General features: G+C 61.5%; 30 protein-coding genes. All 30 read left to right on the top strand.

Annotated elements, in window-relative coordinates; translation table 11 throughout:
- Positions 1–786, top strand: a 786-nt coding sequence (locus tag AC13FW_RS20225; protein ID WP_482990263.1) for an elongation factor Tu, incomplete at its 5' end; no start/stop codon positions are given.
- Positions 787–1,904: 1,118 nt separating this feature from the next.
- Positions 1,905–2,216, top strand: coding sequence for a 30S ribosomal protein S10 (rpsJ, locus tag AC13FW_RS20230; RefSeq protein WP_010341589.1), 312 nt, complete (start codon positions 1,905–1,907; stop codon positions 2,214–2,216).
- Between the two features lie 11 nt (positions 2,217–2,227).
- Positions 2,228–2,878 carry a 50S ribosomal protein L3 gene (gene rplC, locus AC13FW_RS20235; RefSeq protein ID WP_282270285.1) on the top strand — a complete coding sequence of 217 codons (651 nt, stop codon included), beginning with the start codon at positions 2,228–2,230 and terminating at the stop codon, positions 2,876–2,878.
- 12 nt (positions 2,879–2,890) lie between these two features.
- Entirely contained in the window at positions 2,891–3,496 is a 606-nt protein-coding gene (gene rplD / locus AC13FW_RS20240; RefSeq protein WP_282270283.1) for a 50S ribosomal protein L4, read from the top strand.
- Entirely contained in the window at positions 3,493–3,792 is a 300-nt protein-coding gene (gene rplW, locus AC13FW_RS20245) for a 50S ribosomal protein L23 (protein WP_057629589.1), read from the top strand. The genes rplD and rplW overlap by 4 nt, the downstream gene beginning before the upstream one ends.
- 10 nt (positions 3,793–3,802) lie before the next feature.
- Complete coding sequence (gene rplB / locus AC13FW_RS20250; RefSeq protein ID WP_057629590.1) at positions 3,803–4,630, top strand: 50S ribosomal protein L2; 828 nt, start codon at positions 3,803–3,805, stop codon at positions 4,628–4,630.
- Positions 4,631–4,636: 6 nt separating this feature from the next.
- On the top strand, positions 4,637–4,906 hold the full coding sequence (gene rpsS / locus AC13FW_RS20255; protein WP_057629591.1) for a 30S ribosomal protein S19: 270 nt from the start codon (positions 4,637–4,639) through the stop codon (positions 4,904–4,906).
- 12 nt (positions 4,907–4,918) lie between these two features.
- On the top strand, positions 4,919–5,254 hold the full coding sequence (gene rplV, locus AC13FW_RS20260) for a 50S ribosomal protein L22 (RefSeq protein WP_054657198.1): 336 nt from the start codon (positions 4,919–4,921) through the stop codon (positions 5,252–5,254).
- Positions 5,255–5,272: 18 nt separating this feature from the next.
- The gene (gene rpsC / locus AC13FW_RS20265; protein ID WP_057629592.1) at positions 5,273–6,007 is read left to right on the top strand and encodes a 30S ribosomal protein S3; all 735 of its coding nucleotides are present in this window, start codon (positions 5,273–5,275) and stop codon (positions 6,005–6,007) included.
- A gap of 5 nt (positions 6,008–6,012) precedes the next feature.
- Positions 6,013–6,426: a 50S ribosomal protein L16 gene (rplP, locus tag AC13FW_RS20270; RefSeq protein WP_282270271.1), complete on the top strand. Its 414-nt coding sequence runs from the start codon at positions 6,013–6,015 to the stop codon at positions 6,424–6,426.
- Positions 6,426–6,611: a 50S ribosomal protein L29 gene (rpmC, locus tag AC13FW_RS20275; protein WP_054657204.1), complete on the top strand. Its 186-nt coding sequence runs from the start codon at positions 6,426–6,428 to the stop codon at positions 6,609–6,611. The genes rplP and rpmC overlap by 1 nt, the downstream gene beginning before the upstream one ends.
- An 11-nt stretch (positions 6,612–6,622) precedes the next feature.
- A complete protein-coding gene (gene rpsQ, locus AC13FW_RS20280) occupies positions 6,623–6,892 on the top strand; it encodes a 30S ribosomal protein S17 (RefSeq protein ID WP_303749032.1) in 270 nt (89 codons plus the stop codon).
- Between the two features lie 13 nt (positions 6,893–6,905).
- A complete protein-coding gene (rplN, locus tag AC13FW_RS20285; protein ID WP_019186153.1) occupies positions 6,906–7,274 on the top strand; it encodes a 50S ribosomal protein L14 in 369 nt (122 codons plus the stop codon).
- 16 nt (positions 7,275–7,290) lie between these two features.
- A complete protein-coding gene (gene rplX / locus AC13FW_RS20290) occupies positions 7,291–7,608 on the top strand; it encodes a 50S ribosomal protein L24 (protein WP_017355416.1) in 318 nt (105 codons plus the stop codon).
- Positions 7,609–7,618: 10 nt separating this feature from the next.
- On the top strand, positions 7,619–8,161 hold the full coding sequence (rplE, locus tag AC13FW_RS20295; RefSeq protein ID WP_062169033.1) for a 50S ribosomal protein L5: 543 nt from the start codon (positions 7,619–7,621) through the stop codon (positions 8,159–8,161).
- An 18-nt stretch (positions 8,162–8,179) separates the two neighbouring features.
- Complete coding sequence (rpsN, locus tag AC13FW_RS20300; protein ID WP_282270266.1) at positions 8,180–8,485, top strand: 30S ribosomal protein S14; 306 nt, start codon at positions 8,180–8,182, stop codon at positions 8,483–8,485.
- A gap of 218 nt (positions 8,486–8,703) precedes the next feature.
- The gene (gene rpsH, locus AC13FW_RS20305; protein ID WP_296253885.1) at positions 8,704–9,102 is read left to right on the top strand and encodes a 30S ribosomal protein S8; all 399 of its coding nucleotides are present in this window, start codon (positions 8,704–8,706) and stop codon (positions 9,100–9,102) included.
- A gap of 15 nt (positions 9,103–9,117) precedes the next feature.
- Positions 9,118–9,645 (top strand): 50S ribosomal protein L6, encoded by a 528-nt coding sequence (gene rplF / locus AC13FW_RS20310; RefSeq protein ID WP_282270262.1) that lies wholly within the window; start codon positions 9,118–9,120, stop codon positions 9,643–9,645.
- A 33-nt stretch (positions 9,646–9,678) separates the two neighbouring features.
- Positions 9,679–10,032 carry a 50S ribosomal protein L18 gene (rplR, locus tag AC13FW_RS20315; RefSeq protein WP_062169024.1) on the top strand — a complete coding sequence of 118 codons (354 nt, stop codon included), beginning with the start codon at positions 9,679–9,681 and terminating at the stop codon, positions 10,030–10,032.
- A 161-nt stretch (positions 10,033–10,193) separates the two neighbouring features.
- Positions 10,194–10,736 (top strand): 30S ribosomal protein S5, encoded by a 543-nt coding sequence (rpsE, locus tag AC13FW_RS20320; RefSeq protein ID WP_282270259.1) that lies wholly within the window; start codon positions 10,194–10,196, stop codon positions 10,734–10,736.
- Positions 10,729–10,920: a 50S ribosomal protein L30 gene (gene rpmD, locus AC13FW_RS20325; protein ID WP_062169020.1), complete on the top strand. Its 192-nt coding sequence runs from the start codon at positions 10,729–10,731 to the stop codon at positions 10,918–10,920. The genes rpsE and rpmD overlap by 8 nt, the downstream gene beginning before the upstream one ends.
- A gap of 6 nt (positions 10,921–10,926) precedes the next feature.
- Positions 10,927–11,370 carry a 50S ribosomal protein L15 gene (rplO, locus tag AC13FW_RS20330; protein ID WP_057629603.1) on the top strand — a complete coding sequence of 148 codons (444 nt, stop codon included), beginning with the start codon at positions 10,927–10,929 and terminating at the stop codon, positions 11,368–11,370.
- A 7-nt stretch (positions 11,371–11,377) separates the two neighbouring features.
- On the top strand, positions 11,378–12,733 hold the full coding sequence (gene secY, locus AC13FW_RS20335; protein ID WP_282270254.1) for a preprotein translocase subunit SecY: 1,356 nt from the start codon (positions 11,378–11,380) through the stop codon (positions 12,731–12,733).
- A gap of 347 nt (positions 12,734–13,080) precedes the next feature.
- Positions 13,081–13,437 (top strand): 30S ribosomal protein S13, encoded by a 357-nt coding sequence (rpsM, locus tag AC13FW_RS20340; RefSeq protein ID WP_057629605.1) that lies wholly within the window; start codon positions 13,081–13,083, stop codon positions 13,435–13,437.
- Between the two features lie 12 nt (positions 13,438–13,449).
- Positions 13,450–13,842 (top strand): 30S ribosomal protein S11, encoded by a 393-nt coding sequence (gene rpsK, locus AC13FW_RS20345; RefSeq protein WP_057629606.1) that lies wholly within the window; start codon positions 13,450–13,452, stop codon positions 13,840–13,842.
- Between the two features lie 14 nt (positions 13,843–13,856).
- Positions 13,857–14,486, top strand: a complete 630-nt coding sequence (gene rpsD, locus AC13FW_RS20350; RefSeq protein ID WP_057633112.1) for a 30S ribosomal protein S4 — start codon at positions 13,857–13,859, stop codon at positions 14,484–14,486.
- Between the two features lie 54 nt (positions 14,487–14,540).
- A complete protein-coding gene (locus AC13FW_RS20355) occupies positions 14,541–15,539 on the top strand; it encodes a DNA-directed RNA polymerase subunit alpha (RefSeq protein WP_062169013.1) in 999 nt (332 codons plus the stop codon).
- 194 nt (positions 15,540–15,733) lie between these two features.
- Positions 15,734–16,120 carry a 50S ribosomal protein L17 gene (gene rplQ / locus AC13FW_RS20360; RefSeq protein WP_282270242.1) on the top strand — a complete coding sequence of 129 codons (387 nt, stop codon included), beginning with the start codon at positions 15,734–15,736 and terminating at the stop codon, positions 16,118–16,120.
- A 145-nt stretch (positions 16,121–16,265) separates the two neighbouring features.
- Positions 16,266–16,781 carry a disulfide bond formation protein B gene (locus AC13FW_RS20365; protein WP_481509904.1) on the top strand — a complete coding sequence of 172 codons (516 nt, stop codon included), beginning with the start codon at positions 16,266–16,268 and terminating at the stop codon, positions 16,779–16,781.
- Between the two features lie 28 nt (positions 16,782–16,809).
- Positions 16,810–18,177: a class II 3-deoxy-7-phosphoheptulonate synthase gene (locus AC13FW_RS20370; protein WP_296253585.1), complete on the top strand. Its 1,368-nt coding sequence runs from the start codon at positions 16,810–16,812 to the stop codon at positions 18,175–18,177.
- Positions 18,178–18,538: the final 361 nt, after the last annotated feature.

Genomic DNA, 18,538 nt, shown 5'->3' on the forward strand with positions numbered 1-18,538 from the left:
AACAAGGCCGACATGGTTGACGATGCCGAGCTGCTGGAACTGGTCGAAATGGAAGTCCGCGAGCTGCTGAGCAAGTACGACTTCCCGGGCGACGATACCCCGATCGTGCACGGTTCGGCTCGTATGGCGCTGGAAGGCGACCAGAGCGACATCGGCGTGCCGGCCATCCTGAAGCTGGTCGATGCACTGGACAGCTGGATCCCGACCCCGGAGCGTGACGTCGACAAGCCGTTCCTGATGCCGGTGGAAGACGTGTTCTCGATCTCGGGCCGCGGCACCGTGGTGACCGGTCGTATCGAGCGCGGCGTGATCAAGGTCGGCGAAGAAATCGAGATCGTCGGTATCCGTCCGGTCCAGAAGACCACCGTCACCGGCGTGGAAATGTTCCGCAAGCTGCTGGACCAGGGTCAGGCAGGTGACAACGCCGGTCTGCTGCTGCGCGGCACCAAGCGTGACGACGTCGAGCGTGGCCAGGTTCTGGCCAAGCCGGGTTCGATCAAGCCGCACACCCAGTTCGAAGCCGAAGTGTACGTCCTGTCGAAGGACGAGGGCGGCCGTCACACCCCGTTCTTCAAGGGCTACCGTCCGCAGTTCTACTTCCGTACCACCGACATCACCGGTGCGGTTGAGCTGCCGGAAGGCGTCGAGATGGTGATGCCGGGCGACAACGTGAAGATGGTTGTCACCCTGATCAACCCGGTGGCAATGGACGAAGGTCTGCGCTTCGCAATCCGCGAAGGTGGCCGTACCGTCGGCGCCGGCGTGGTCGCAAAGATCGTTGCCTGATAACGCTGCGCTTCCTCGCGAAGCAATGTGTTGAAAGAAGGGCGGCCTCCGGGTCGCCCTTTTTTTTGTTTGTCAGGTGGGCGGGGTGGGGTGGGCCGGGGTTTCGTGTGGCGTGAGTGTTTGACGCTTGTGGTTTGAAGAGCCTGGCGCTTGAGGGGCTGGGAGGTTTTGGCGCCAAAAGCTTCAAGTGTCATGAGCTTTGGCGGCTCACGGCTTCAATTGGCTGAGGAAGCCAGAGGCTGGGAGTCAAGGGCCAAAAGCTAAAGTCAAAGGCTTCCCCTCACCCCAACCCCTCTCCCGGCGGGAGAGGGGGCAGGATTGCGTGCGCTCGCAGTGCACTCGCGGCCGACGCATTGCGAGCCCCTCTCCCGTTTACGGGAGAGGGGTTGGGGTGAGGGTAGCTTTTCGCGGAAAGTCCGGATGATCTGAATAGGCTGAGACTGCAGTCCGGATGGATTTGTACTTCCGCTTCGCCCGCGTGGATAATGCTGCCCCCAGCGGAAGTGGCTGGGCTGACGTATTCACATCCGAACCTGTCCAGGGTTTGCCTGACTCCGGTCGGCACAAGTGCCGGGCTTGGGTGGGGTAGGGCGATCGACGCAGTACCGTTACGCCTGTTGCCCCACCTTCTCACCGTCGCACCTGCCTCTGGCCATTCATCCCGCAGTTAGCCGGGGCATCCGTATCCGCGCACATCGGCTGTGTGGTTGCCAGGGGCGGAACGCGCTTATACGCGGGAAACCCGGCAAATCCTGCTGTTTCCTGAAGCACCCCATACCTCGGCAGAGGGGTGAGTTGCAATAGGAAAAGAATACTGACAGAATGCACGACCACTCGCGGAAGTGCCCGTTTACGGGAATTCCGCAACCAGCGAAAAGAGGGGCAGGACGCACCTCGTATTCGCCAGACAAGGACAGGTCGCATGGGAGGCACTCCGTTCAACGGGGTGTTTTTTGTGCGTTTGAACATGTCTGGGGCGGGCCGGGAAACCGGGCCGCCCTGCTGTTATGAAAGGATTCGCGCGACGGGCAGTGCTTCGGCGCTAAACGTCGTTTTCATGGGGTTCGGCACACTCAGGGGCCGGACCTGTCGCTCTTTAGACCCATAGGAATACCGTCATGGCGGACCAAAAGATCCGAATTCGGTTGAAGGCGTTTGATCATCGTTTGATCGACCGTTCGGCCAGCGAGATCGTTGAAACGGCAAAGCGGACCGGCGCGCAAGTGCGTGGCCCGATCCCCCTGCCCACCAAGATCGAGCGTTACACCATCCTCGTCTCCCCGCACGTCGACAAGGACGCGCGTGACCAGTACGAGACCCGCACGCACAAGCGCGTGCTCGATATCGTCGACCCCAACGACAAGACCGTGGACGCGCTGATGAAGCTCGAACTGGCTGCCGGCGTCGACGTTCAGATCAAGCTGACCTGAGGACTACGACCATGACGAAGAAATATTCGTTGGGCTTCGTGGGCCGCAAGGCTGGCATGAGCCGCGTTTTCACCGAAGATGGCCAGTCCATCCCGGTGACCCTGATTGAAGCAACCCCGAACCGCATCGCGCAGATCAAGACCGTCGAAACCGACGGCTACAGCGCCGTGCAGGTGACCGTCGGCGCTCGTCGCGCTGCGCTGGTCAACAAGCCGGAAGCCGGTCACTTCGCCAAGGCGAAGGTCGAAGCCGGTCGTGGCCTGTGGGAATTCCGCGTTGAAGACGCACAGATCGGCGATTTCGCCGTCGGTGGCGAAATCAAGGCAGACATCTTTGAAGTCGGCCAGACGGTTGACGTCCAGGGCGTCACCAAGGGTAAGGGCTTCCAGGGCACCATCAAGCGCTACAACTTCCGTATGGGCGATGCAACCCACGGTAACTCGCTGTCGCATCGCGCGCCGGGTTCCTTGGGCCAGCGCCAGACCCCGGGTCGCGTTTTCCCGGGCAAGAAGATGTCCGGCCACATGGGTTCGGTGCAGCAGAGCACGCAGAACCTGGAAGTGGTCAAGGTCGATGTCGAGCGTGGTCTGATTGCCATCCGCGGCGCCGTGCCTGGCGCAGCCGGTGGTGACGTGATCGTGCGTCCGGCTAGCAAGGCATAAGGAGAGATGACGATGGAACTCGTTATCACGGGTAGCAACAACAAGGTCTCGGTCTCCGAAGCCGTGTTCGGTCGCGATTTCAGCGAAGATCTGGTTCACCAGGTCGTCGTTGCTTACCGCAACGCCGCACGTTCGGGCACCAAGGCACAGAAGACGCGTTCTGAAGTGGCTGGTACCACCAAGAAGTCGAAGAAGCAGAAGGGTGGTGGCGCTCGTCACGGTGCCCTGACCGCTCCGATCTTCGTCGGCGGTGGTGTCACCTTCGCGGCCAAGCCGCGTAGCTTCGAACAGAAGGTCAATCGCAAGCAGTATCGCGCCGCCATGTGCGCCATCCTGTCCGAGCTGAACCGCCAGGGTCGCCTGACCATCGTTGAGTCGTTCGATGTCGAAGCGACCAGCACCAAGGCCCTGACCACCAAGCTGGCTGGCCTGGAAGTGGGCAAGCGTCCGCTGATCGTCACCGAAGAAGCTTCCGAGCACCTGTACCTGTCCGCTCGCAACCTGCCGTATGTGCAGGTGCGTGACGTGCAGGGCCTGGACCCGGTTTCGCTGGTCGGTGCCGACACGGTCGTCATCACCGCTGACGCGGTCAAGAAGGTCGAGGAGTGGCTGGCATGAGCGCCAACGAAAAAATCTTCAGCGTGCTGCGTGCACCGCGAGTCTCTGAAAAGACCGCGCGCCTGCAGGAAATCTCCAACCAATACGTCTTCGAAGTTTCGAACGAAGCCACCAAGGCCGATGTAAAGGCCGCGGTTGAGCAGCTGTTCGACGTCAAGGTCGAGTCGGTCAACGTGCTGAACGTGAAGGGCAAGAACAAGTCCTTCCGTAACCGTGCAGGCCGCCGCGGCGATTGGCGCAAGGCGTATGTGCGTCTCGCCGATGGCCAGTCCATCGATGTAACGGCCAAGGCCTGAGGTACATCCCATGCCATTGATGAAATTCAAACCCACTTCTCCCGGCCGTCGTTCGGCCGTGCGCGTGGTCACTCCTGATCTGCACAAAGGCGCGCCGCATGCTGCGTTGCTGGAGCCGCAGAGCAAGTCCGGCGGTCGTAACCATCACGGCCGCATCACCACCCGTCACGTGGGTGGTGGTCACAAGCAGCACTACCGTCTGATCGACTTCAAGCGCAACAAGGAAGGCATTCCGGCACGCGTGGAACGTATCGAATACGATCCGAACCGCACTGCCCATATCGCCCTGCTGTGCTACGTCGACGGCGAGCGTCGCTACATCATCGCCCCGAAGGGCCTGAAGGCTGGTGACCAGGTCATCTCGGGCGCTCACGCCCCGATCAAGACCGGCAACACCCTGCCGCTGCGCAACATCCCGGTCGGTACCACCGTCCACGGGATCGAGCTGAAGCCGGGCAAGGGCGCTCAGATCGCTCGTGCTGCTGGTGCAGGCGTGCAGCTGGTCGCTCGTGAAGGCATCTACGCCACCCTGCGCCTGCGCTCGGGTGAAATGCGTAAGGTGCCGGTCGAATGCCGCGCCACCATCGGTGAAGTCGGTAACGACGAGCACAACCTGGAAAAGCTGGGCAAGGCTGGTGCCAAGCGCTGGCGCGGTGTCAAGCCGACCGTCCGCGGTGCGGCCATGAACCCGGTTGATCACCCGCACGGTGGTGGTGAAGCCAAGGCCGGCCAGGGTAATCCGCATCCGGTCACCCCGTGGGGCGTTCCGACCAAGGGTTACAAGACGCGCCATAACAAGCGCACTCAGCAGTTCATCGTCCGCGATCGTAGGGGCTAATCGACCATGGCACGTTCACTCAAGAAGGGCCCGTTCGTCGATCACCACCTCGTCAAGAAGGTGGAGGCCGCTGCGGGCAGCAAGAAGCCGATCAAAACCTGGTCGCGCCGTTCGATGATCCTGCCGGAAATGGTAGGCGTCACCATCGCCGTTCATAACGGCAAGAACCACGTTCCAGTGCTCGTCAACGAGAACATGGTCGGCCACAAGCTCGGCGAATTTGCCGTCACCCGGACCTTCAAGGGTCACGGTGGCGACAAGAAGTCGGGCAAGTAAGGAGAGATGACAATGGAAGCGAAAGCAATCCTGCGCTCCGCGCGCATCTCTGCGCAGAAGGCTCGTCTGGTCGCTGACCAGGTGCGCGGTCTGCCGGCCGAGCGTGCGGTCAACCTGCTGAAGTTTTCGGATAAGAAGGCTGCCCACCTGATCAAGAAGGTGGTGGAGTCGGCTATCGCAAATGCCGAAAACAACCAGGGCGCTGACGTCGACGAGCTGAAGGTCAAGACCATCATGGTTGATGAAGGTCCGACCCTGAAGCGTTTCATGGCGCGGGCGAAAGGCCGCGGTACCCGCATCCTCAAGCGCACCAGCCACATCACTGTGGTTGTGGGCGCCGGCAAGTAAGCGGAAAGGATAAAGACCATGGGTCATAAAGTTCATCCGGTTGGTATCCGCCTCGGTATTTCCAAGGACTGGAACTCCAAGTGGTACGCCAACAAGGCCGAGTTTGCTGGTTACCTGGCAGCCGACCTGAAAGTTCGCGAGATGCTGCGCAAGAAGCTTGCTCAGGCCGGTATCTCCAAGATCCTCATCGAGCGTCCGGCAAAGACGGCTCGCGTGACGATCCACACCGCCCGCCCGGGCGTGGTGATCGGCAAGCGTGGTGAGGACATCGAAAAGCTGCGTAAGGAAGTGAGCGAAATGATGGGCGTCCCGGCGCACATCAACGTCACCGAAGTGCGCAAGCCGGAGTTGGACGCACAGCTGGTTGCCGAGTCGATCGCGCAGCAGCTGGAGCGCCGCATCATGTTCCGCCGCGCAATGAAGCGCTCGGTCGGCAACGCGATGCGCCTGGGTGCCCTGGGCATCAAGGTCAACGTCGGCGGCCGCTTGAACGGCGCTGAAATCGCCCGTTCGGAGTGGTACCGCGAAGGCCGCGTGCCGTTGCACACCCTGCGTGCGGATATCGACTACGGTTTCGCTGAAGCCAGCACCACCTACGGCATCATCGGCATCAAGGTCTGGATCTACAAGGGTGAAGTCTTTGATTTCTCCCAGGTTGGCCAGGAAAAGCAGGACGACAGCCCGCGCAACGATCGTAACGATCGCGGCGACCGCGGTGACCGTCCGTCGCGCCCGGCTCGTGAAGCGAGGTAACGGCAATGTTGCAACCCAAGCGAACCAAATACCGCAAGATGTTCAAGGGCCGCAATGACGGCCTGAGCTGGAGCGCCAATGCCGTCAGCTTCGGCGAGTTCGGCCTGAAGGCTACTGCCCACGGTCAGCTGACCGCGCGTCAGATCGAAGCGGCTCGCCGCTCGATCAGCCGCTACGTCAAGCGCGGTGGCAAGATGTGGATCCGTGTGTTCCCCGACAAGCCGATCACCAAGAAGCCCATCGAAGTCCGAATGGGTGCTGGTAAGGGTGGCGTGGAATACTGGGTCGCCCAGATCCAGCCGGGCCGCATGATTTATGAAGTCGAGGGTGTGACCGAGGAAGTGGCACGCGAGGCGTTCCGCCTGGCCGCTGCCAAGCTCTCGGTGACCACCACTTTCGTAACCCGGACGGTGCGCTGATGGACATCAAACAACTCCGCGAGAAGTCGGCTGACGAACTCAAGGCCCACCTGACCGACCTGCGTAAGGAGCAGTTCTCGCTCCGTATGCAGCAGGTCACCGGCCAGCTGCCGAAGACCCACGAAACCCGCCGGGTGCGTCGCGAGATTGCTCGCGTCAAGCACCTGATCGGCAGCACGAAGTAAGGATGGCTGCGATGAGCGAAAATACTGAAAAGAAGACGCTGCGCACGGTCGAAGGCCGTGTCGTCAGCAACAAGATGGACAAGACGGTCACCGTGTTGGTGGAGCGCCAGGTCAAGCACCCGTTGTACGGCAAGTACATCAAGCGCTCGACCAAGCTGCACGCACACGACGCCGACAACGCCTGCAATGAAGGCGATGTCGTGCGCGTGACCGAGATTGCTCCGATGTCCAAGACCAAGAACTGGCGCGTGGTGGAAGTCATCACGCGTGCGGCTGAATAAGGAGATCTGACTCATGATCCAGATGCAGAGCTACCTTGATGCTGCGGACAATTCCGGTGCCAAGGAACTGATGTGCATCAAGGTGCTTGGTGGTTCCAAGCGCCGTTATGCCCACATCGGCGACATCATCAAGGTCACCGTGAAGGACGCAATCCCGCGCGGCAAAGTCAAGAAGGGTGAAGTGTATGACGCCGTCGTGGTGCGTACCCGCAAGGGTGTGCGTCGCGCCGATGGCTCGCTGATCCGTTTCGACGGCAACGCTGCGGTCCTGCTCAACAACAAGCAAGAGCCGATCGGCACCCGCATCTTCGGACCGGTGACCCGTGAACTTCGTTCCGAGAAGTTCATGAAGATCGTCTCGCTCGCTCCCGAAGTTCTGTGAGCGCCAGGAGATAGTCATGGCTAACCGTATCAAGAAGGGCGACCAGGTCGTCGTCAACACCGGCAAGGACAAGGGCAAGCAGGGCGAAGTCGTCCGCGTCGACGGCGATCGTGTGATCGTCGCCAACGTGAACATCGTCAAGCGCCACACCAAGCCGAACCCGCAGGCAGGCGTTGCCGGCGGCGTGGTCGAGCGTGAAGCGTCGATCCATATCTCCAACGTGAATGTGCTGAACCCGGCTTCGGGCAAGGGCGAGCGCGTTGGCTTCAAGGTGCTGGAGGATGGACGCAAACTGCGTGTGTTCCGCTCCAGCGGTGAGGCGCTCGACGCCTAAGGACTGACCGATGAATTCACGTCTCGAAAAGTTTTACAAGGAAGAAGTGGTACCGGCGCTGACCAAGCAGTTCGGTTACACCAATCCGATGGAAGTGCCGCGCCTGGTCAAGGTCACCCTGAACATGGGTGTGGGCGAAGCTGCGACCAACAAGAAGGTTCTTGAGAACGCCGTTGCCGACATGACCAAGATCACCGGCCAGAAGCCGGTGGTCACCAAGTCGCGCGTCTCGGTGGCTTCGTTCAAGATCCGTGACGGTTGGCCGATCGGCTGCAAGGTCACGCTGCGTCGTGACACCATGTTTGAGTTCCTGGATCGCCTGATCAACATCTCGCTGCCGCGCGTGCGTGACTTCCGCGGCGTGTCGGGTCGTTCGTTCGACGGTCGTGGCAACTACAACATGGGTGTGAAGGAACAGATCATCTTCCCGGAAATCGACTTCGACGCCGTCGACGCGATCCGCGGTATGGATATCGCCATCACCACCACCGCCAAGACCGACGCGGAAGCGAAGGCGCTGCTCGCAGCGTTCAAGTTCCCGTTCCGTAACTGATTCGTCGAGGATACAGAAATGGCAAAGACCTCAATGGTCAACCGCGACATCAAGCGGAAGAAGCTGGCTCTGAAGTACGCCGACAAGCGTGCTGCTCTGAAGAAGATCGTGTCCTCCGTGGACGCGAGCTACGAAGAGAAGATCGAGGCTGCAACCAAGTTGTCGAAGCTGCCGCGCGATTCGTCGCCGAGCCGCCACCGCAACCGTTGCGAACTGTCGGGTCGTCCGCGTGGCGTGTACAGCAAGTTCGGCCTCGGCCGCAACAAGCTGCGCGAAGCCACCATGCGTGGTGACGTGCCGGGCCTGCGCAAGGCAAGCTGGTAAGCAACAACCCGCTGGGCGGACCGAAAGGTCCGCCCAGCGGGGCTTTCGGGTCAATCTGAAGGCAAAACAAAAAGTCCGACGCAAGTCGGGCTTTTTGTCGTATAATCCCGCTTCTTGCCTGCCCGAAATGGCGGCAGGTGCGTCAAGGGCCCTGGCCCATCCCAGGAAAACACGAGATTTTCGCGAAAGCGGATATCGGTGCACTCAAAGGTATCTACATGAGCATGACTGATCCCATCGCCGACCTGCTGGTCCGCATCAAGAATGCGGCAGCGGTTGGCAAGCAGACGGTAAAAGCCCCGTCGTCCAAGGTCAAGGTGGCCATTGCCCAGGTCCTGAAGGACGAGGGTTACATCGCCGACCTGCGCGTCAACAACATCGAAAACAACAAGGCCGAACTCGAAATCGTCCTGAAGTATTTCGAAGGCAAGCCGGTCATCGCGACCCTGAAGCGCTTCTCGCGTTCGGGCCTGCGCCAGTACCGTGGCAAGTCTGAACTGCCGAAGGTCCTGAACGGCCTGGGCGTCGCCATCATTTCCACCTCCAAGGGCATCATGACTGATGCGCAGGCGCGCCAGTTGGGCGTCGGCGGCGAAGTCCTGTGCTTCGTGGCCTAAGGGAAGGAGTCCACTATGTCCCGCGTAGCCAAGAAGCCGATCAACCTGCCCAAGGGCGTTGAACTGACCATCCAGCCGGAAGTTGTGAGCGTGAAGGGCCCGAAGGGCACCCTGTCGCTGAACAAGACCGCTGGCGTAGAAATCACTCTCGACAACGGCGTTGCCACGCTGAGCCCGAAGGACATCTCCTTCGACGCGCTGGCCGGCACCGTGCGTGCGATCCTGGCCAACATGGTGCAGGGCGTGTCCGAAGGCTTCGAGCGCAAGCTTGAGCTGGTCGGCGTGGGTTACCGCGCTGCCATGCAGGGCAAGGACCTGAACCTGTCGCTGGGCTTCTCCCACCCTGTCGTGTTCGTGGCGCCGGAAGGCATCACCCTGTCGACCCCGACGCAGACGGAAATCGTCGTGCAGGGCGTGGACAAGCAGGTTGTCGGTGAAGTCGCCGCCAAGATCCGTGGTTACCGTCCGCCGGAGCCCTATAAGGGCAAGGGTGTGAAGTACGCCGGTGAAGTCATCATTCGCAAGGAAGCCAAGAAGGCCTAATTCTTAGGTTTTCAGCTTTCGAGGATAAAGAACATGAACAAGAACATCGCCCGTCTGCGTCGCGCCAAGTCGACCCGTTCGCACATCCGTACCCTGGGCGTTGCACGTCTGTCGGTGCTGCGCACTGGTCAGCACCTGTACGCACAGGTCTTCACCGCCGACGGCTCCAAGGTGCTGGCTGCTGCCAACACCGCACAGGCCGAAGTCAAGGAAGGCCTGAAGAGCGGCAAGAACATCGACGCTGCCACCAAGGTTGGCAAGTTGATCGCCGAGCGCGCCAAGGCTGCTGGTATCGAGAAGGTCGCTTTCGACCGCTCGGGCTACCGCTACCACGGTCGCATCAAGGCGCTTGCTGATGCTGCCCGCGAAGGCGGCCTGCAGTTCTAAGCAATACAGGAAAGGGGCCTCTGGCCCCTTTCCGCCTGCCTGCCGGTACGGGTTTGTACCGGGCGCCACTCGTTCTTCTGCAGCGTCTGGCGATTCACTGCTTCACTACACAACCATAAGCGGCCCCGAGCCGTACATACCCAATCAATCAAGGAATCGAAATGGCAGAAGAGCGTCAGCAGCGGGGTCGCGATCGCGACCGTAACCGCGAAGAGAAAATCGACGACGGCATGATCGAGAAGCTGGTCGCGGTCAACCGCGTCAGCAAGACCGTCAAGGGTGGCCGTCAGTTCACCTTCACCGCACTGACCGTGGTCGGTGATGGCGAAGGCAAGGTCGGCTTCGGTTATGGCAAGGCACGCGAAGTGCCGGTCGCCATCCAGAAGTCGATGGAACAGGCCCGCAAGAACCAGGTCAGCGTTGATCTGAACAACGGCACGTTGTGGCACACCATCAAGGATGGTCACGGCGCAGCTCGCGTGTTCATGCAGCCGGCTTCGGAAGGTACCGGCGTCATTGCCGGCGGTGCCATGCGCGCCGTGCTGGAAGCCGTTGGCGTGAAGAACGTCCTGGCCAAGGCAACCGGTTCGCGTAACCCGATCAACCTGGTCCGCGCCACCCTGAAGGGTCTGGCCGGTGCACAGTCCCCGGCTCGTATTGCTGCCAAGCGCGGCAAGAAGTTGGAGGATCTGAACCATGGCTAATGAAACCGTCAAGACTGTAAAGGTGCGCCTGGTGCGCGGCCTGCGTGGCACCCAGTCGCGTCACCGCCTGTCGGTGCGTGCCCTGGGCCTGAACAAGCTCAATGATGTGCGTGAACTGAAAGACAGCCCGCAGGTTCGCGGTCTGATCAACAAGGTTCAGTACCTCGTCCAGGTTGAGGAGTAATCGACCATGACTATGCGTCTCAATGAACTGAGCCCGGCACCGGGCGCCCGTACCGAGCGTACCCGCGTCGGTCGCGGCATCGGCTCCGGCCTGGGCAAGACCTGCGGCCGCGGCCACAAGGGTTCGTTCGCTCGCAAGGGCGGCGGCAAGATCAAGGCTGGCTTCGAAGGCGGCCAGACCCCGATGCAGCGTCGTCTGCCGAAGATCGGCTTCTTCTCGCACAAGGCCAAGGACACCGCAGAAGTGCTGTCCTACCACCTTGACCGCCTGGAAGCTGGTGAGATCGACCTGGCCGCACTGCGTGCAGCCAAGCTGATCCCGTCGACCGCGAAGAAGGCCAAGGTCGTCTTCAAGGGCGAGCTGAGCAAGGCATTCACCCTGAAGGGTATTGCTGCTACTGCCGGCGCCAAGGCCGCGATTGAAGCTGCCGGCGGCAGCGTACAGGAGTAACTGGAACATGGCGCAAGCTGGCATCGGTAACCTCGCGGCAGGGGCGGGCAAGTTCACTGAACTTCGCCAACGCCTTCTGTTCGTACTTGGGGCATTGCTCGTCTATCGCATCGGCTGTTATGTGCCGGTGCCGGGCGTCAATCCCGAGGCCATGCTTGCGCTGATGCAGGCGCAGGGCGGCGGCATCGTGGACATGTTCAACATGTTCTCGGGCGGCGCCCTGCACCGTTTCAGTATCTTCGCGTTGAACGTGATGCCGTATATCTCGGCATCCATCGTGATGCAGCTGGCGGTCCACATCTTCCCGGCCCTGAAGGCCATGCAGAAGGAAGGTGAGTCGGGTCGTCGCAAGATCACCCAGTATTCGCGCATTGGCGCGGTGCTCCTGGCGGTAGTGCAGGGCGGCAGTATCGCGCTGGCACTGCAGAACCAGGTGTCGCCGGGCGGTGCACCGGTGGTGTACGCCCCGGGCATGGGCTTCGTGTTGACCGCGATCATCGCGCTCACTGCAGGCACCATCTTCCTGATGTGGGTAGGTGAGCAGGTGACGGAGCGTGGCATCGGCAACGGTGTGTCGCTGATCATCTTCGCAGGCATCGTGGCTGGCTTGCCGGCTGCCGTGATCCACACCGTCGAAGCCTACCGTGACGGCAACATGAGCTTCATCTCGTTGCTGATCATCGTGCTGGTGGTGCTGGCTTTCACCTACTTCGTGGTGTTCGTGGAGCGCGGTCAGCGTCGTATCACGGTCAATTACGCCCGCCGTCAGGGTGGCCGTAATGCCTATATGAACCAGACCTCGTTCCTGCCGCTGAAGCTCAACATGGCAGGCGTGATCCCGGCGATCTTCGCCTCCAGCATCCTTGCCTTCCCGGCAACGCTGGCGATGTGGTCCGGCCAGGCCAGCTCGGCCACGTGGCTGCAGAAGGTGGCCAACGCGCTGGGTCCGGGCGAGCCGCTGCACATGATCGTGTTTGCTGCGCTGATCACCGGTTTTGCGTTCTTCTACACCGCGTTGGTGTTCAACTCGCAGGAAACCGCTGACAACCTGAAGAAGTCGGGCGCGCTGATCCCGGGTATCCGTCCGGGCAAGGCCACCGCCGATTACATCGATGCCGTGCTGACCCGTCTGACGGCTGCTGGCTCGCTGTACCTGGTGATCGTCTGCCTGCTGCCGGAAATCATGCGTACCCAGCTCAACGCCTCCTTCTACTTCGGCGGCACCTCGCTGCTGATCGTGGTGGTGGTGGTGATGGACTTCATCGCACAGGTCCAGGCCCATCTGATGTCGCACCAGTACGAGAGCCTGTTGAAGAAGGCCAACCTGAAGGGCGGCAACCGCGGTGGTTTTGCACGCGGCTGATTCACCGGTTATACTTTCCGCTTCATAGCGAGAAACCCGCTCCGGTTCCCGGGGCGGTTTTCCAAACAGAAGGGCGGCCCCTGCAGCGGTTTCGGGTGGGGGTGTGATGTGGTTGTTCCGCGCGGGAGTAGCGCGGGCGGCTCGGAGACTTCTCTCCTTGCCAGGCACATCCGGCGCCGGAGCATGGGCACACTCCCCACGCCGGGCTTGTGGAACTGTATGTTCCACGGGCTTCCAAGCAAACCGAAGCCTTGTTAGTATCGCTAGTTCACATTTTTGATCCATCCTGCCGGATTGGCGCGCCTCATGGTGCGTATTCGGCCATCACTCAGCTGGAGAACCGCGTCATGGCGCGTATTGCAGGCGTCAACCTGCCAGCCCAGAAGCATGTCTGGGTCGGGTTGCAAAGCATTTACGGCATCGGCCGTACCCGTTCGAAGAAGGTCTGCGAAGTTGCAGGCGTTGCTTCGACCACCAAAATCCGCGATCTGTCGGAACCGGAAATCGATCGTCTGCGCCTGGAAGTAGGCAAGTACATCGTTGAAGGCGATCTGCGTCGCGAAATCGGCATTGCCATCAAGCGCCTGATGGACCTGGGCTGCTATCGCGGCCTGCGTCACCGTCGTGGTCTCCCGCTGCGTGGTCAGCGCACCAAGACCAATGCACGTACCCGTAAGGGTCCGCGCAAGGCTCTGAAGAAGTAAGGGACCTAGATAATGGCTAAGCCCGCTGCTGCAAAAACCAAGAAGAAGATCAAGCGCGTCATCACTGATGGCGTTGCCCACGTCCACGCTTCGTTCAACAACACCATCGTGACCATCACCGACCGTCAGGGCAATGCACTGTCCTGGGCGACCTCCGGTGGCGCTGGCTTCCGTGGTTCGCGTAAGTCGACTCCGTTCGCCGCTCAGGTTGCCGCCGAAAAGGCTGGCAAGGCTGCGCTGGATTACGGCCTGAAGTCGCTGGAAGTCCGCATCAAGGGTCCGGGTCCGGGCCGTGAGTCGGCCGTACGTTCGTTGAACAACGTCGGCTACAAGATCACCAACATCATCGACGTGACGCCAATCCCGCACAACGGGTGCCGTCCGCCGAAGAAGCGTCGCGTCTAAAGGAGCGATAAGAAATGGCTCGTTATATCGGTCCTACCTGTAAGCTCGCCCGCCGCGAAGGCGCCGACCTCTCCCTGAAGAGCCCGGCCCGCGCGTTGGATTCCAAGTGCAAGCTGGAGCAGAAGCCCGGCCAGCACGGCGCCACTGCCCGTAAGGGCAAGCTGTCCGACTACGCTACCCAGCTGCGCGAAAAGCAGAAGGTCAAGCGTATCTACGGTCTGCTGGAGCGTCAGTTCCGCAACTACTACAAGAAGGCCTCGACCAAGAAGGGCAACACCGGCGAGAACCTGCTGCAGTTGTTGGAAACCCGTCTGGACAACGTCGTCTACCGCATGGGCTTCGCAGTGACCCGTCCGGCTGCCCGTCAGCTGGTCTCGCACCGCGGTGTCACGGTCAACGGCAAGTCGGTGAACCTGGCTTCGTACCAGGTCAAGGCCGGCGACGCGATTGCGCTGTCCGAGAAGGCTGCCAAGCAGCTGCGCGTCCAGGAAGCCCTGGTCGTTGCCGAGCAGCACGACCTCAGCCCGTCGTGGGTCGAAGTCGATTCGAAGAAGTTCAGCGGCGTCTTCAAGGCTGTGCCGGATCGTGCGGACCTGCCTGCGGATATCAACGAAGCGCTGATCGTCGAGTTGTATTCGAAGTAATTCACAATGGAGAACCTCCGGGTTGCACCGGAGGTTCGCAGGAGAACCCGCAACATGACGGTTACCGCAAACCAGGTTCTGCGTCCTCGCGGTCCGCAGATCGAACGCCTTACCGAGACCCGCGCCAAGGTCGTGATCGAGCCTTTGGAGCGTGGTTACGGGCATACGCTGGGCAACGCCCTGCGTCGCGTGCTGCTGTCGTCCATCCCGGGCTTCGCCATTACCGAAGTCGAGATCGACGGCGTGTTGCACGAGTACACCACTTTGGAAGGCCTGCAGGAAGACGTGCTTGACGTCCTGCTGAACCTGAAGGACGTGGCGATCCGTATGCACACCGGCGACAGCGCCACTGTTTCCCTGTCCAAGCAGGGTCCGGGTGTTGTCACCGCTGCCGACATCAAGGTTGACCACAACGTCGAAGTGATCAACGGCGACCATGTGATCTGCAACCTGACCAAGGACACTGCGATCAACATGCGTCTGAAGGTCGAGCGTGGCTTCGGCTACCAGCCGGCTGCCGCACGTCGTCGTCCGGACGAAGAATCGCGTGCGATTGGTCGTCTGGTGTTGGATGCTTCGTTCTCGCCGGTCCGCCGCGTCGCTTATGCGGTGGAAGCCGCTCGCGTCGAACAGCGTACCGACCTGGACAAGCTGGTCATTGATATCGAAACCAACGGCACGATCGATGCCGAGGAAGCTGTCCGCACCGCGGCCGACATCCTCAGCGATCAGCTGTCGGTGTTCGGTGATTTCACCCACCGCGACCGCGGTGCAGCCAAGCCGGCCAACAACGGCGTGGATCCGGTGCTGCTGCGCCCGATCGACGACCTGGAACTGACCGTGCGTTCGGCCAACTGCCTCAAGGCTGAGAGCATCTACTACATCGGCGATCTGATCCAGAAGACCGAAGTCGAGCTGCTCAAGACCCCGAACCTCGGCAAGAAGTCGCTGACCGAGATCAAGGAAGTGCTGGCCCAGCGCGGTCTGTCGCTTGGCATGAAGCTGGAGAACTGGCCGCCGGCCGGTGTCGCCGCTCACGGCATGCTCGGCTGATAAGCAATACCTGTTCCCCCGCATGGGTGACCATGCGGGGGAATATTGTTTCAGCAGTACCCGCATTGACGGTTAAACAACGCCGCAATGCCGGTCGTCCAGGACGGGTGACCAGGACCATCCGCAGTCCACTTTCAACGCCAGGATGGCGACAACGATGTCCAACGTCTCACCATTAACCAAGGAATAAACCCATGCGTCACATGAAGTCGGGCCGCAAGTTCAACCGCACCAGCGCCCACCGCGAAGCAATGTTCAAGAACATGGCTGCGTCGCTGTTCAAGCACCAGCTGATCAAGACCACCCTGCCGAAGGCCAAGGAACTGCGCCGCGTTGCCGAGCCGCTGATCACCCTGGCCAAGGTTGATTCGGTTGCCAACCGTCGTCTGGCGTTCGCCCGCCTGCGTGACAAGGAAGCCGTTGGCGTCCTGTTCACCGTCCTGGGCCCGCGTTACGCCAACCGTCCGGGCGGCTACCTGCGCCTGCTGAAGTGCGGCTTCCGCGCTGGCGACAACGCTCCGATGGCTTACGTTGAGCTGGTTGACCGTCCGGTCGCCGTCGCGGAAGAAGTCGGCGAGTAATCGCACGCTTCCGTCCATCGACGGATGCAGGAAAAGCCCGGCATAAGCCGGGCTTTTTTGTTCATGTGGTTACAGCTGCCATCACTGCTGATCGCGCGCGGGCGGCCTGTTACTCTTGTTGCATTGTTCACTCCGGAAAGTTGCGATGAACCCTTTGCGTTGGAGTTTCCGCGCGCAGTGCCTGCTGGGCTTTTTGACCTGTGCTGGCCTGCTCGCCTTTGCGATCTACATGCAGATCCAGATGGGCTTGGAACCGTGCCCGCTGTGCATCTACCAGCGCATCGCATTCGCTGCGGTCGGGGTGCTGTTCCTGCTCGGTGCACTGCATGGGCCGTCCAGCCGCGGAGGGCGCGCCGGCTATGGCGTGCTGACCTTCCTGGCGGCCGTGGTGGGCATCGGCATCGCCGGGCGCCACGTCTACGTGCAGTTGTTGCCGAAGGACCTGGGCAGCAGCTGTGGCCCGCCATTGAGCTTCCTCGCCGAAACCATGGGCCCGTTCGAAGTGTTCCGCACCGTGCTGACCGGTACCGGTGACTGCGGCAACATCGACTGGACCTTCCTCGGCCTGAGCATGCCGATGTGGAGCCTGGTGTGGTTTGTACTGCTTGCGGGCTGGGCGCTGTATGCCGGCCTGCGCACACGCAAAAAACGTTTGATCTGACTCTTTCACTTCTTCAACTGGTATCTGCATGAACGCTTCTTCCTCCCCGTCATCCGTCGCCACCGCCAGCAGCTGGGCGCCGGATAGCTGGCGTGGCAAGCCCGCGCTGCAGATGCCGACGTACCCCGATCCGCAGGCGCTGGAGGCCGCGTTGAGCGAGCTGCGGCAACTGCCGCCGCTGGTGACCTCGTGGGAGATCTTCGCACTCAAGCAGCAGCTGGCCGAGGCGCAGGAAGGCAAGCGTTTCCTGCTGCAGGGCGGTGACTGTGCCGAGAACTTCGTCGACTGCGAGTCGGGCACGATCTCCAACCGGCTCAAGGTGCTGCTGCAGATGAGCCTGGTGATGGTGCATGGCCTGCGCATGCCGGTTATCCGCGTTGGCCGCTTTGCCGGCCAGTACGCCAAGCCGCGCTCGGCCGATACCGAAACCCGCGACGGGGTGACCTTGCCCAGCTACCGCGGTGACGTGATCAACGCGCCTGGCTTCACCGAGGCCGCGCGCGTTCCCGACCCGCAGCGGATGATCACCGCGCATTCGCGCTCGGCGCTGACGATGAACTTCGTGCGTGCGCTGATCGATGGCGGCTTCGCCGACCTGCATCACCCCGAGTACTGGAACCTGGCGTGGATGCGCTGCTCGCCGTTGGCCGAGGAGTACCAGGAGATGGTCGCCTCGATCGGTGATGCGGTGCGCTTCATGGAGACCTTGTCGGGCTCACAGGTGCACAACCTCAACCGCGTGGATTTCTACACCTCGCATGAGGCCTTGCTGCTGCCGTACGAGCAGGCGCTGACCCGGCAGGTGCCGCGCCAGAGCGGTTGGTTCAACCTGAGCACGCATTACCCGTGGATCGGCATGCGCACCGCGGCGCTGGATGGCGCCCACGTGGAGTACCTGCGTGGCGTGCGTAATCCGATCGCGATCAAGGTGGGGCCGTCGGTACAGCCGGATCAGCTGCTGCGCTTGATCGACGTGTTGAACCCGGATGATGAGCCGGGCCGCCTGAGCTTCATCCACCGCATGGGCGCGAACCAGATCGCCGACAAGTTGCCGCCGCTGCTGGATGCGATCAAGCGCGACGGCCGCCGCGTGCTGTGGGTCTGCGACGCCATGCACGGCAACACCGAGAGCACCAGCAACGGTTACAAGACCCGGCGGTTTGACAACATCCGCAGCGAGGTCGAGATGTCCTTCGACCTGCACGCAGCGGCCGGTACGCGTCTGGGCGGCGTGCACTTGGAATTGACTGGCGAGGATGTCACCGAGTGCACTGGCGGCGCCCGCGAGCTCACCGAGCGCGATCTGGAGCGTGCCTACCGTTCCAGTGTCGACCCGCGGCTGAACTACGAGCAGTCGTTGGAAATCGCCATGGCCATCGTCCGCAAGCAGGGCTGACGGCCGCACCTGCATTGCCGAGCCATGCTCGGCAGGGGGCGTTACCGCTAAAGCCGGACCTGTAGTGCCGAGCCATGCTCGGCAGGGGGCGTTACCGCTAAAGCCGGACCTGTAGTGCCGAGCCATGCTCGGCAGAGGCGTTACCGGTAAAGCCGAACCTAGTGCCGAGCCATGCTCGGCAGAGGCGTTACCGGTAAAGCCGAACCTGTAGTGCCGAGCCATGCTCGGCAGAGGCGTTACCGGTAAAGCCGAACCTGTAGTGCCGAGCCATGCTCGGCAGAGGCGTTACCGGTAAAGCCAAACCTGTAGTGCCGAGCCATGCTCGGCAGGGGCGTTACCGGTAAAGCCGAACCTGTAGTGC

The organism is Stenotrophomonas sp. 21LCFQ19 (genome assembly GCF_056861425.1).